At 61.7% G+C, this 12,012-nt stretch carries 12 protein-coding genes; 6 read left to right on the top strand and 6 right to left on the bottom strand.

Annotation, left to right across the window (positions count from 1 at the left end; translation table 11 throughout):
• Window positions 1-81: 81 nt before the first annotated feature.
• A complete protein-coding gene (locus BS629_RS11575; RefSeq protein ID WP_018243590.1) occupies window positions 82-1,188 on the bottom strand; it encodes a TRAP transporter substrate-binding protein in 1,107 nt (368 codons plus the stop codon).
• A gap of 293 nt (window positions 1,189-1,481) precedes the next feature.
• Between BS629_RS11575 and BS629_RS11570 the strand changes: the two genes are divergently transcribed.
• Window positions 1,482-2,261, top strand: a complete 780-nt coding sequence (locus BS629_RS11570; protein ID WP_018243591.1) for a gamma-glutamyl-gamma-aminobutyrate hydrolase family protein — start codon at window positions 1,482-1,484, stop codon at window positions 2,259-2,261.
• A 69-nt stretch (window positions 2,262-2,330) separates the two neighbouring features.
• Here BS629_RS11570 and BS629_RS11565 read toward each other — a convergent pair whose 3' ends face one another.
• The 3 genes from BS629_RS11565 to BS629_RS11555 all read right to left on the bottom strand — a co-directional run bounded on the left by BS629_RS11565 (window position 2,331) and on the right by BS629_RS11555 (window position 4,969).
• The gene (locus BS629_RS11565; protein WP_018243592.1) at window positions 2,331-3,287 is read right to left on the bottom strand and encodes a 2-hydroxyacid dehydrogenase; all 957 of its coding nucleotides are present in this window, start codon (window positions 3,285-3,287) and stop codon (window positions 2,331-2,333) included.
• 29 nt (window positions 3,288-3,316) lie between these two features.
• A complete protein-coding gene (locus BS629_RS11560) occupies window positions 3,317-4,339 on the bottom strand; it encodes a LacI family DNA-binding transcriptional regulator (protein WP_003542973.1) in 1,023 nt (340 codons plus the stop codon).
• Between the two features lie 117 nt (window positions 4,340-4,456).
• On the bottom strand, window positions 4,457-4,969 hold the full coding sequence (locus tag BS629_RS11555) for a MarR family winged helix-turn-helix transcriptional regulator (RefSeq protein WP_018243593.1): 513 nt from the start codon (window positions 4,967-4,969) through the stop codon (window positions 4,457-4,459).
• An 85-nt stretch (window positions 4,970-5,054) separates the two neighbouring features.
• Between BS629_RS11555 and BS629_RS11550 the strand changes: the two genes are divergently transcribed.
• The 5 genes from BS629_RS11550 (at window position 5,055) to cysE (ending at window position 9,518) form a co-directional block, all read left to right on the top strand.
• On the top strand, window positions 5,055-5,843 hold the full coding sequence (locus BS629_RS11550; RefSeq protein ID WP_018243594.1) for a creatininase family protein: 789 nt from the start codon (window positions 5,055-5,057) through the stop codon (window positions 5,841-5,843).
• Window positions 5,844-5,991: 148 nt separating this feature from the next.
• Window positions 5,992-7,104, top strand: a complete 1,113-nt coding sequence (locus tag BS629_RS11545) for a CobW family GTP-binding protein (RefSeq protein WP_018243595.1) — start codon at window positions 5,992-5,994, stop codon at window positions 7,102-7,104.
• Window positions 7,104-8,093: a WD40 repeat domain-containing protein gene (locus BS629_RS11540; RefSeq protein WP_018243596.1), complete on the top strand. Its 990-nt coding sequence runs from the start codon at window positions 7,104-7,106 to the stop codon at window positions 8,091-8,093. The genes BS629_RS11545 and BS629_RS11540 overlap by 1 nt, the downstream gene beginning before the upstream one ends.
• Window positions 8,094-8,108: 15 nt before the next feature.
• Window positions 8,109-8,606: a GNAT family N-acetyltransferase gene (locus BS629_RS11535; protein ID WP_018243597.1), complete on the top strand. Its 498-nt coding sequence runs from the start codon at window positions 8,109-8,111 to the stop codon at window positions 8,604-8,606.
• 96 nt (window positions 8,607-8,702) lie between these two features.
• On the top strand, window positions 8,703-9,518 hold the full coding sequence (cysE, locus tag BS629_RS11530) for a serine O-acetyltransferase (protein ID WP_018243598.1): 816 nt from the start codon (window positions 8,703-8,705) through the stop codon (window positions 9,516-9,518).
• A 31-nt stretch (window positions 9,519-9,549) separates the two neighbouring features.
• On the opposite strand, the gene BS629_RS11525 is transcribed toward cysE, so the two are convergent.
• Both BS629_RS11525 and BS629_RS11520 read right to left on the bottom strand, forming a co-directional pair.
• The gene (locus BS629_RS11525) at window positions 9,550-10,707 is read right to left on the bottom strand and encodes a GGDEF domain-containing protein (protein ID WP_018243599.1); all 1,158 of its coding nucleotides are present in this window, start codon (window positions 10,705-10,707) and stop codon (window positions 9,550-9,552) included.
• Between the two features lie 119 nt (window positions 10,708-10,826).
• Window positions 10,827-11,879: a serine hydrolase domain-containing protein gene (locus BS629_RS11520; protein ID WP_018243600.1), complete on the bottom strand. Its 1,053-nt coding sequence runs from the start codon at window positions 11,877-11,879 to the stop codon at window positions 10,827-10,829.
• Window positions 11,880-12,012: the final 133 nt, after the last annotated feature.

The following is a 12,012-nucleotide window of genomic DNA, read 5'->3' as shown; positions in this document are numbered from 1 at the left end:
AGCAAAAACAAAACCCCGGACGGAAATCCGGGGTTCTGGCATCGCATTCGTCTGAAGCGCCGAGCCTGCCGGCGGAAAGCCTTAAAGCTTCCCGGCCCGCTGCTGGATCATCATGAACGTGTCGAAGGTGTATTCCGACAGCTGCATCCAGAGATAGGCATCCCGCTTGAAGGCGGTCTGGTCGTCGTAGATCTTCTTGAAATACTGGTTCGTGCCCGAGATTTCGCTGTAGATGCCCGTCGCCGCCTGGAAGCAGGCTTCCATGATCTCTTGACTGAACGGGCGCAGCGTCGCGCCTTCCGCCACCAGCTGCTTCAGCGCGGTCGGGTTCTTCGTGTCGTACTTCGCCAGCATGTTGGTGTTGGCGAAAGCGCAGGCGTCGGTCAGCGCTGCCTGATAATGCTTGGGCAGGCTGCTCCATTTTTCGAGATTGAAGAACCCATGCACCGTCGGGCCACCTTCCCACCAGCCGGGATAATAGTAGTACTTCGCCACCTTGTGGAAGCCGAGCTTCAGGTCGTCGTAAGGGCCGACGAATTCCGCCGCATCGATCGTGCCTTTTTCCAGCGCCGGATAGATGTCGCCGCCGGCGATCTGCTGCGGGATGACGCCGACCTTCTCCATGACGCGGCCGGCGAGACCGGCAATACGCATCTTGACACCCTTGAGGTCATCGAGCGTGTTGATTTCCTTGCGGAACCAGCCGCCCATCTGCGCACCGGTATTGCCTGCCGGCAGCGCATACATGCCCTGTGTGGCATAAAATTCGTTCATCAGCTTATTGCCGTTGCCTTCATAGTACCAGGCATTGGTCAGGCGGCTGTTCAGCCCGAACGGAATGGCCGTTCCGATGGCATAGGTCGGGTCCTTGCCGACAAAATAATAGGAAGTGGTGTGGGCTGCCTCAACCGTACCGGCGGCAACGGCATCGACGGCCTGCAGGCCGGGCACGATTTCACCGGCCGCGAAGGGCTGGATCGTGAAATTGCCGTCCGTCGCGGCGGCAACATGCTTGGCGATATCCTCGGCTCCGCCATAGATCGTATCCAAGCTCTTCGGAAACGACGACGTCATGCGCCACGCGATCTTCGGATTCTCCTGCGCGATCGCAGGCGCTGCCAATGCCGTTGCGGCAACCGCACCGGCGCTGGCGGTTCCCGCCTTCTTGAAAAACGAACGACGATCCATCAAAAACCTCCCATATAGATGACACTGCGCGGCCAATCTCACCCCTACCCGCAGCAAGGGCAAAGCTAAGCATGGCGCAAGCCGCGATTCAAGCTTTAGTCTATTAGCCTTTGGCATCAAGACGGCAATAAGGCAACGCGCACGTATCCATCAGAATCAGCGGCTTAGCGGTAAACCGGAAAGGCAGAGCGCCGCTTCCGTCGCAATTTGGCCGCCTGATACAGCCAAGCGTTGACTTGACGGCCGTTCAGGCGGAAGAAACGACGAGAATAAAGATTTTGACCGGGGCTGATATGACGAAACCGATCGTTGCCATTCCTGCCGATATCCGCAGCTTCGACGGCGCGACCTGGCATGCCGTGCAGCATCAATATCTGCGCGCCGCATTGAACGCATCCGGTGTCATGGCCTTCATCATCCCCGCTTTCGAGGAGGGCTACGATACCGACGCGATCCTCGACCGCGTCGACGGCCTGCTGGTCTCGGGTTCGGCCAGCAATGTTCATCCCTCCCTCTACGGTGCCGAGGCGAATGACAAGGACGGCCCCTTCGACCCCGCCCGCGACGCCACCAGCCTGCCGCTCATCCGCCGCGCCATCGACCGCGCCATCCCGCTGCTCGCCATCTGCCGCGGCATCCAGGAGCTGAATGTCGCCCTCGGCGGCTCGCTGGCAAGCGAGATCCAGGAGCAGCCCGGAATCTGGGACCATCGCCGGCCGGAAGGCGTCGACCGGGACGGCATGTACGCCATTCGCCAGACCGTCCACGTCAAGGAAGGTTCCTGCATCGCAGGCATTCTCGGTCCGGGCGAGATCCGCGTGAATTCCCTGCATCGCCAGGCAATCGCCAGAACCGCCCCACGCCTGCAGGTGGAAGCGATCGCCGAGGACGGCACGGTGGAGGCCGTTTCCGTTATCGACGCCAAGGCTTTCGCCGTCGGCGTGCAATGGCATCCGGAATATTGGGCTGAAACCGACAAGTCCTCGAACCAGCTGTTCGCCGCTTTCGGCGACGCCGTCCGCGCCTATGCCGCTGCCAAGCTGCCGGTCATCTCCGCGCAGGCGATCGCCTGATTCCAGGCGCCCGCGAAGCGCTATGTCTGTTGCTTGGCAGCAAGCATCGTCCGCCGAACCAACCCGCGCCTAAGCCTTCTGCGGCGTCTCCGGCACCGGCGTCAAAGCCGCACCCTTCTCGAACCAGGCAATGAGATTGTCGGCGACGAGATCGGCCATCGCATTGCGCGTCGGCACGGATGCGGAGGCGACATGCGGCAGCAGCACGGCGTTGGTCGGTTCCAACAGGTCGGCCGGCACGGTCGGCTCTTCATAGAAGACGTCGAGGCCGGCAGCCCCGAGCGCGCCGGAGGCAAGAGCGGCACTCAGCGCCCCTTCGTCCACCGTCCAGCCACGGCCGACATTGACGAGAATGCCGTTAGGGCCGAGTGCTGCCAGAATATCCGCATCGATCGTCTTGTGCGTCTGCGGCGTCTTCGGAACGATGGCGATCAGCGTGTCCACCGCTTCCGCCAGCCCCTTCAACGTCGGGTGATAATCGTAGGACACGTCGGCATGGCGCGAACGCGTGTGATAGCTGATCTTCACCTTGAACGGCTCCAGCCGCTTGGCGATTTCGAGCCCGATGCGGCCAAGGCCGTAGAGCCCGACATGGCGGCCCTTGAGCGAGAAGCGCGACAGCGGATAGGCCGTGCCCGGCTTCCAGTTGCCCGCACGCAGCCAGGCTTCGGCCCGCGGCAATTCGCGGACCGTGTTCAGTAGCAGGCCGATCGCCGTATCGGCGACCTCGTCGTTCAGCACATCAGGCGTATTGGTGACGACGATGCCTCTTTCGGCAGCGTGTTTCACGTCGACGCCGTCATAACCGACACCGAAATTGGCGATCACTTCAGCATGCGGAAGCTGCTCCATCCAGGCGCCCGGGAAGGAGCCGGAAACGGCGACGCCGCGGATGCGGCCGGCGGTCTCGCCGTCCAGCGCAAGCTTCTCCTCGCGTGCGACGGCAATAATCTCAAAACGATCCTTCAGCCTTGCAAGAACACGCTCGTGTATCTTCCCAGGAACGAGAATGGCGATGCGGGACATGGCTTTTCCTCTTGGATGGCGGTCGTGGTTCAGGCGCGGGGCCGATGGGGACTGGTGGACTGGCGAATGCGCATTTCCGGCTTGATCAGATGCATGCCATCAGGCTCATGGCTGCCGGCAAGGCGATCGAGCAGCGCCCGGGCTGCCAGGCGCCCGACCTCGGCCTGACCGTTCCAGACGGTCGTCAGCGCCGGGGTGGCGATCGAGGCCTCCTCTAGATCGTCATAACCGGTGACGGAAATATCGCGTCCCGGCACTAGCCCGGCGCGTGCAATGCCGTTCATCAGGCCGATCGCCACGAGATCGTTCCAGCAGACCGCTGCGGTCGGCTTCTGCGGCAGCGAAAGGAAATGCACTGCAGCCTCGAAACCGCCCTGCTTCGAGCGCGGACCGGGAATGCGCAAGTTCGGATCGACCTCGATGCCGGCCTTGCGCAGCGAGTTGACATAACCCTGGTAGCGATCGCGGCCGGTGGATGTCTGGTCCGTGCCGCCGATCATGGCGATCGAGCGATGACCGAGACCGATCAGGTGGTTGGTGGCAAGCGAGATGCCATAGCTGTCGTCGCCGCGATAGGTCGGCAGGTCCTGCCCTTCCATCGAGCGGGCGACCAGGATCGCGGGCATGCCGTTGTCTTCCGCCAGCTGCACATCCTCAGGCGGCGTACCGATCGCCGGCGACATGATGACGCCGTCGCCGCCGAGCTGCAGGAGCGTCTCGATGAAGGTGCGCTGCTTCTCGACATTGTCGTAATGGTTGGAAAGGATGAAGGTGTGGCGGCTGCGGTCAAGCTCGCTTTCGATCGCCTTCAGGATCTCCCCATAGAAGGGGTTCATGATGTCGTGCACGACGACGCCGATGATGCCGGAGCGCGAGGTGCGAAGACTGGCGGCACGGCGATTGTAGATATAGCCGAGCGCGCGCGCCTGCTCCTTGATCTTCTCCCGGGTATTGCCGGCGACGAGCGGACTGTCGCGTAAGGCTAGCGATACGGTCGCCGTTGAAATGCCGAGCGTTTCGGCAATAGTCGAAAGCTTGATCTTCTGGACCACGTGTCCTCCTCCAGGCAGCACGCAAGCAGCAAGACCCCGCCGTCAAACCGGCGCGGCCCTTAAAATGTTTAATTAAAAGATTTAATCGGTGGAAGCAATTCGTCTTTCGGGGAAATTTCAGTCTTCGTCCGGTTCTTCGATATGAATGGCTTCGGCTTGCAGATTGGCATCGATCGCCTTCAGCAATCGGACAAGATTGCGAATTTCCTTCTCGGAGAACTCCTGCGTCGCCAGCATGTCGCAGGCCGAAGCCGCCATCTCGATCCCCTGCACGCTGCCACGGCCGAGGTCGGTGAGGTAGACCTTGGTCAGGCGTGCATCCTCGGCATCGGGCTTGCGCTCGAGAAAGCCCTGCGCCTCCATGCGGCCGATCGTGCGCGTCATCGTCGGCGCCTTGACGCCGAGCTTCTGGGCAAGGCCGCCGGCCGTCATACCATCGCTCTCGGCAAGCAACAGAATGACACCATCCTGGCCGGCATAAAGGCCGCTTTCCAGCAGGTTGCGCGACAGCACCGTCCGCATGGAACGCGCCGCCTGGGTCAGAGCCGGGGAGAGATCGACGAGCGTATACTCGGTCTGGTCCTTCTTCTTGGACTTGTTCTTTTTGCCGTCCTTGCGCTTCTTTCCCATAGCCATCCCTTTGATCTTTAAGCCCCGACGCCGCTGCGATATGACATTGCGCAGGATCTCGTCATAAACAAGAGGTAACGACCGGATGATGACACCTTCGCCGCGCTTCGAGGACGGCAACCCGGCCTTTGCCCCTGATGGGCGCAACCTGATCGCCGTGCTGCCGCTCGGCGCCCATGAACAGCACGGCCCTCACCTGCCCTTCGAAACCGACACGCTGATTGCCGAAGGCATTGCCGGGCGATTGAAGATAGCCTTGCCCGCCGGCCTGCCGGTCACCTTCCTGCCCGCCGAAGCCATCGGCTATTCCATTGAGCATATGGACGTTGAAGGAACGAAGACGCTTGCCTTCGACGAAGCGGTAAACCGCTGGCTCGGCATCGCCGAAGGCCTGGCGAAGCAGGGCATCCGTAAATTCGTGATGCTGAATGCCCATGGCGGCAATTCGTCCGTCATATCAGTCGTCGCGACCGAGGCGCGGGTCCGCTTTGCCATGCTGGCGGTGGCAACGAGCTGGACCCGTTTCGGCGTGCCGGATGGCGTGATCACGTCGGAGGAAAAGGCGATCGGCATCCATGGCGGCGATATCGAGACCTCGGTGATGCTGGCGCTTCATCCCGACAAGGTTGATATGGCGAAGGCGGCGGACTTTCCCTCGCGACAGACGGAATTCGCCGGGCGCTTCAAGCATCTGCGCGCCTACGGGCCGCATGCCTTCGGCTGGAAGATGTCGGATCTCAACACGGAGGGCGTGGCGGGCAACGCCGCGGCTGCGACGGCGCAAAAGGGTGAGGCGCTGATTGCGCATTCGGTCAAAGGATTGGTGGAACTGCTGGAGGATGTCGATGCATTCGACATCACTCAACTGCGGTAAATATGGCTCGTCTGCGCCGTGCAAACGATGTGATCTTATAACATTATAAAACCCTTTGAACTGCCACGCTCAAGCCATTATATGAGACCAACCGTTCAAGCAGCCGATCCCAAGCCGCTCGGCCGCACGCCTAATCCTAGAGGTTCTCATGACCGACGCGATCTCCACCCTGAAGCCTATTCCCGTTACCGTGCTCACCGGTTATCTCGGCGCCGGCAAGACAACGTTGCTCAACCGCATTCTCTCCGAAAATCACGGCAAGAAATATGCGGTCATCGTCAATGAATTCGGCGAAATCGGCATCGACAACGACCTGATCGTCGAGTCGGACGAGGAAATCTATGAGATGAACAATGGCTGCGTCTGCTGCACGGTGCGCGGCGACCTGATCCGCGTCGTCGAAGGCCTGATGCGCCGTCCCGGCCGCTTCGATGGCATCATCGTAGAAACGACGGGCCTTGCCGATCCGGTACCGGTGGCCCAGACCTTCTTCATGGATGACGATGTACGCGCCAAGACCGAGCTCGATGCCGTCGTCGCCCTCGTCGATGCCAAGCACTTGCCGCTGCGCCTGAAGGACAGCCGCGAGGCCGAAGACCAGATCGCCTTCGCCGACGTCGTCATCATCAACAAGAGTGACCTGGTGACCCCGGAAGAACTTGATGTGATCGAGGATATCGTCCGCGCCATCAACCCGGCTGCCCGCGTCTACAAGACCAGCCGCTCCGGCGTCGATCTCGCCCGCGTGCTCGATCAGGGCGCCTTCAACCTGGAACGCGCGCTCGAAAACGATCCGCATTTCCTCGAGCAGGGCCATGACGACCATGTCTGCGGCCCCGATTGCGATCATGACCACCACCATCATGACCATGATCATCACGGTCATCAGCATGATGACCACGGTCACGACCATCATCACCATGGCGCCCATCAACATGGCGCGATGTCAGCGATTCACGATGTGACGGTGCAGTCGGTATCGCTGCGCGGCGGCGAGATGAACCCGGAGCGCTTCTTCCCCTGGATCCAGAAGATCACCCAGACGCAGGGGCCGAATATTCTGCGTCTCAAGGGCATCATCGCCTTCAAGGACGATCCCGAGCGTTACGTCGTTCAGGGCGTGCACATGATCATCGAGGGTGATCACCAGCGTCCGTGGAAGGAAGGCGAAAAGCACGAGAGCCGTCTCGTCTTCATCGGCCGCGAACTCGACCGCGAGAAGCTCGAAGCCTCCTTCAAGGCCTGCGGGGCAGCCGCCTGATGCCGACAGTTGCACCGCTTGATCTCGACGGCCACGTTCTGGCCGTCGAATTTTTAGGTGATGTTCCCTTCTTCGCAAGCGCAAACGGTACATTCCACCGGCTGGATGGCGGCGACAGGGTTTCCGAAGCCCATCAGGGCATGCTCACCGCCATTCGTGATCCCTACAGCGAGAGCCTGATCTCGGGTGGCGAGGACGGTAAGGTGCTGCGCATTGCCGCCGACGGCAGCGTCAGCGAAATCGCGACCGCGCCTCGCAAGTGGATTTCGCAGGTCGCAGCCGGCCCGCAGGGTGCCGTTGCCTATTCCTACGGCAAGAGTTCGCTCGTACGCCTTGCCGACGGCACGACCAAGGAATTCCCCGAGGAGCGCACGGTTGAAGGCCTTGCCTTTGCGCCGAAAGGTCTGCGCATCGCGGCGGCGCGCTACAACGGTGTGTCGCTGCACTGGATCGGCATGAACGCCAAGCCGGTCGATCTGGAATGGAAGGGTGCGCATACCGGCGTCACCTTCTCGCCTGATGGTAATTTTCTCGTCACCTCGATGCAGGAAAACGCACTGCACGGCTGGAAGCTCGACATCAAGCCCGGCACCGAAGCCCGCCACATGCGCATGACCGGCTACCCCTCCAAGGTGAAATCGCTCTCATGGTCGGTCAAGGGCAAGTGGCTCGCGTCTTCAGGCGCGCCTGCGGCAATCGTCTGGCCCTTCCAGGGCAAGGATGGGCCGATGGGCAAGGCGCCGCTGGAGCTCGGCACTCGCGCCAATATCATGGCGACCGCGGTGAAGTTCCATCCGCTTGAGGATATCCTCGCCATCGGCTTCATCGACGGCATGATCTTGGCCGTGCGCATCGCCGACAGCAAGGAAGCGCTGCTGCGCCGACCTGGCAAGGGCGCGATCACGGCGATGAGCTGGAGCAAAAACGGCAAGCTGCTCGCCTTCGGCTCCGAAGCCGGCGACTGCGGCGTCATCGATATTTCGGCCTGAGCCCCGCTGCCGGTAATGGACGACGCCCTGACGGAACCCGAAATCGTGGCGCTGACGGCCGACCACATGCAAGCCGCAGCTGAAATCAGACGTGTCGCCCTATGGCAGCGGCTGCCCTGGCTGCCGGATCTGCATACACCCGAGGAAGAGGAGCAGTACTGGCGCATGCATCTGCTGCCGAATTGCTCGATCCTCGGCGCTGCCATGGGCAACCGGCTCGTCGGCGTCATCGCCTATGGCGACAACTGGATAGAGCAGCTTTACGTTCTTCCCGACTTTCAGGGCATGGGCATTGGCTCCTTGCTTCTTGGCTGCGCCAAGGAAGAGATGGACGAGATCAGGCTCTGGACGTTCCAGCGCAATGCGGGCGCTCGTGCGTTCTACCAACAGCACGGCTTTACCGCCGAAGAGGAGACCGATGGCGCCGACAACGAAGAACGGGAGCCGGATGTGCTCTATCACTGGCGCCGGCTTCCGGAGCGGACACCTGACCTGCAGCCGTCGGACGGCTAGACTATAATCGGGGCTTGCCAAATGCCTGGCCCGGGCGAAACATAAACCACGCGCGGGAAACGCTTTGCGCTGCCGTGGCTGACGGAGGAAACGGGAATGTCGAAATCGACCGGCCTCGGTTTGACCGAACAACCGCAGACTTTGGGCGACGCATCCGTCTGGACCGTGATCCGCGCCGAGGCCGTTGAGCTTGCCGCACGCGAGCCGATATTGCAGCAGCTGCTTGCCGCTCAGGTAACGGACACCGCTGGCAACGATGAGATCATCGCCCGCGTGCTGGCCGCGCGGCTCTCCGTGGCGCAGGTGGAAACCGGTGATCTGTTCGATCTCATCCTGTCCACACTTGATGGCGATATCATGCGGAAGGTCGAGGCCGATCTCATCGCCGTGCGCGAGCGCGATCCGGCCTGCACGACATTTCTGCACGCGCTTCTCAATCTCAAGGGCTTTCATGCGCTGCAGACGCATCGTATCGCCCATGCGCTCTGGGTCTCCGGCCGTCCGGAGATCGCCAGTTGGCTCGCCAATCTCGTTTCGCTGGTCTTCGGCCCGGATATCCATCCGGCGGCACGGATCGGCGCGTCCATCATGCTCGACCACGGTTCGGGCATCGTCATCGGCGAAACGGCTGTCATCGAGGATGAAGTGTCCATCCTGCAGAACGTCACGCTCGGCGGCACCGGCAAGGAGACCGGCGACCGCCACCCAAAGATCCGCCACGGCGTGATGATCGGCGCGGGCGCCAAGATCCTCGGCAATATCGAAATCGGCGCCTTCAGCAAAGTCGCCGCCGGCAGCGTCGTGCTCAAATCGGTTCCCACGCATTGCACCGTCGCCGGCGTGCCGGCAACGCTCGTGCGCGTCCACCGCGCGGACGAGATCCCGGCCGAAACGATGGACCAGAATATCTAGGCACGCGCTGAGATAGGCGCGCGCCCCGTTCCTACGCTGCCTGCTGATTCTCCCCGAAGGCTTCGACCCGGTTGCGGCCCTCGCGCTTCGAACGATAGAGCGCCTCGTCCGCCTTCTGCACCAGCCGTTCAAAATCTCCGCCGCTTTCCGCACGCGCGGCAACGCCGATGCTCAGCGTCGGAAAGACTACCAGATCCGGCCGCTGCAGGACGGCGGCGGCGAAGGCGAGACGAATGCGCTCGGCAATCGCCACTGCATCCTCCCGGGAAACATTTTTCAGCACCGCCAGGAACTCATCCCCACCTTGACGGGCAAGCAGGTCGTCGGAGCGCATGATGCTTCTCGAAACGCTGGCGAAAAGCCGCAGGATATCGTCGCCGGCGGCATGGCCGTGCCTGTCGTTCAGTTGCTTGAAATGGTCGATATCGATGATCAGCAGCGAGACCGGCTGGGAACCGAGAGCCGGCAGATGCTGGGCAAGGCCACCGCGATTGAGGGCGCCGGTCAGCGGATCGTGGTGAGCGAGTTCCGTCAGCTGATTTCGGCTGCGCTCGGCAGCCATCAGCACCATCGCCATGCTGCGAAGCATGATGAACGCGACCGCCGATACCGCCATCCAGCTGTGAATTGCACTACCGCCGAAAGGATCCGGCCCACCGATCTCACCGGTCGCCGCGAGAATGCTGCGAACCGCAAAGATCGCCGCAGTGCAAATATAGAGGCCGACAAGCAGGGCTGCCGAATACAGCTTCTCGCGCCGGACAATGCTGATTGCCTCCCTTGCGACGGCAAGATCGCAGAGGCAGCAGATGACGGAGACGTAGAGGAGCCTCGCCGAGACTGCCGATGGATCGCTGACGATGAGGACGACAGGAACGCTGACGAGCAAGATGGCAAGCCAGAAAGTGCGTTGGTCGAGCGCCCGCCCCGAAAACACCCGCACGGCAAAGAACATCAGCATGTAGCCGGCGATGGTGACGATATTGCCGCCGTCGATCGAGACGGAGTAGGGAACGAGATTGCGCAACGCGACGAGGAAGGACCCGACGCCGACAAGAAGGTTGCTCAAACCCCACCAAAGCGGCCACTTCTCGAAGCGGCCGGTCGCATAGGCAGCAAGCTGGAGGATGCCCAGCACGAAACAACTCACGGCAACAATGAAATAGATTGTCCTGAGATCCAGCAGCATGGCGCTTTCCCGAAATTCTTGCGGAATTTACAGGAAGCGTTTTGCGGTTTGATTGGGCGCTTCGCTAAGAATTTAACGATCGCGAGGTTTTCCTGCGGCATAATGCAGCAATTCAAGCGTTACAGCGTCCTTTGCGCGTCCGCCGAGACGCGCGGCTCCGCGCCGATAATGTCCGCCAACAGATCGTGCAGCAAGTCCCTGTAGCCGTTTCGGGCAGATGGACCGCTCTCTTCCGAGGTCATGACGACGGTGAGATCGAGCGATGGCACGATATAGAGCATCTGCCCGCCATAACCCCAGGCGAAATGCACCTGTTCGCCGCCGATCTGCCGCGTGAACCAGCCATAGCCATATTCATCGCCCGAGAAGCGCGAGTTTGTGCGCTGCTGCCACGACTGGGAGATCCAGTCGGCAGGGACGATCTGGCGGCCGTCGGCGGTCTTGCCGCCGTTGCGGTAGAGTTCGCCGAAGGCAAGCAGCGACCGGGCGCTCATCGCCATCTGGTTGCCGCCGAGATAGATGCCCTGCGGATCGCGTTCCCATGCGCCAATGCGGAAGCCTTCGACAGGACCCAGCCATTCTCGCGCCAGCGCCAGCGTCGACCGCCCCCCGACCTTGGTGAGAATGGCCGACAGCAGATGGGTGGATGCGGTGGAATAGAGCATCTCGCCACCGGGTTGATCGATGAAAGGCTGCGAGAGCGCAAAGCGCACCCAGTTGCGCGAAGAGACCCAGCGGCCGTAGTTCTGCCCCGACATGCGATCGAGCCCAGCCTGCATGGAGAGAAGATTGCCGATGGTGATGTCGTTGATGCGCGGGTCTGGCGTTACCGGGAGATCGGCCTTCAGGATCGGCGCGATCTTCTGATCCGGCCCCTTCAGCAGGCCTTTATCGATGGCGATACCGACCAACGCCGAGATGATCGATTTCGAAGCGGATTTGATATTGGTCGATTCCGAGGGCGAATGACCATGGAACCCGCGTTCGCCGAGCACGCGTCCGTCGCGAGCGACGATCACCGTCTTGAGAGGCCTCATCGCGGGCTCGCTCGCCGCGTGGTCGAGACGCGGACCAAGCCCGCTGACGCCGGAAGCCGTGCTCTGGGCAGCCGCCGGCCCCGTTGCGGCAAGCGGCAGGCAGAAGAGAAGCAGAAGGGAGAGAAGGCGGATCATGCGGCGCAAGATAGGATATCGCAGCGATTTGTTCGCGTGCCGGCGCCACTTTTCACGCGATTGTGTTTTCGCCTGCGACGCTTACCCAGCTGACCACAGCCGCGCACCCGTCAAAAGACAATCCGCGCCGCAC

It is taken from the genome of Rhizobium leguminosarum bv. viciae USDA 2370 (genome assembly GCF_002008365.1).
GTDB lineage: Bacteria > Pseudomonadota > Alphaproteobacteria > Rhizobiales > Rhizobiaceae > Rhizobium > Rhizobium leguminosarum.
The sequence above is the reverse complement of the archived record's forward strand: the minus strand, read 5'-3'. Positions and strand labels throughout refer to the sequence as shown.

What these genes read in the sequence shown, in the direction of transcription:
- cysE (WP_018243598.1), top strand. Translation starts at nt 8,703, where the DNA reads ATGTCGAAATCGACCGGCCTCGGTTTGACCGAACAACCGCAGACTTTG.
- BS629_RS11545 (WP_018243595.1), top strand. Translation starts at nt 5,992, where the DNA reads ATGACCGACGCGATCTCCACCCTGAAGCCTATTCCCGTTACCGTGCTC.
- BS629_RS11540 (WP_018243596.1), top strand. Translation starts at nt 7,104, where the DNA reads ATGCCGACAGTTGCACCGCTTGATCTCGACGGCCACGTTCTGGCCGTC.
- BS629_RS11575 (WP_018243590.1), bottom strand. Translation starts at nt 1,188, where the DNA reads ATGGATCGTCGTTCGTTTTTCAAGAAGGCGGGAACCGCCAGCGCCGGT.
- BS629_RS11550 (WP_018243594.1), top strand. Translation starts at nt 5,055, where the DNA reads ATGATGACACCTTCGCCGCGCTTCGAGGACGGCAACCCGGCCTTTGCC.
- BS629_RS11535 (WP_018243597.1), top strand. Translation starts at nt 8,109, where the DNA reads ATGGACGACGCCCTGACGGAACCCGAAATCGTGGCGCTGACGGCCGAC.
- BS629_RS11565 (WP_018243592.1), bottom strand. Translation starts at nt 3,287, where the DNA reads ATGTCCCGCATCGCCATTCTCGTTCCTGGGAAGATACACGAGCGTGTT.
- BS629_RS11525 (WP_018243599.1), bottom strand. Translation starts at nt 10,707, where the DNA reads ATGCTGCTGGATCTCAGGACAATCTATTTCATTGTTGCCGTGAGTTGT.
- BS629_RS11570 (WP_018243591.1), top strand. Translation starts at nt 1,482, where the DNA reads ATGACGAAACCGATCGTTGCCATTCCTGCCGATATCCGCAGCTTCGAC.
- BS629_RS11520 (WP_018243600.1), bottom strand. Translation starts at nt 11,879, where the DNA reads ATGATCCGCCTTCTCTCCCTTCTGCTTCTCTTCTGCCTGCCGCTTGCC.
- BS629_RS11555 (WP_018243593.1), bottom strand. Translation starts at nt 4,969, where the DNA reads ATGGGAAAGAAGCGCAAGGACGGCAAAAAGAACAAGTCCAAGAAGAAG.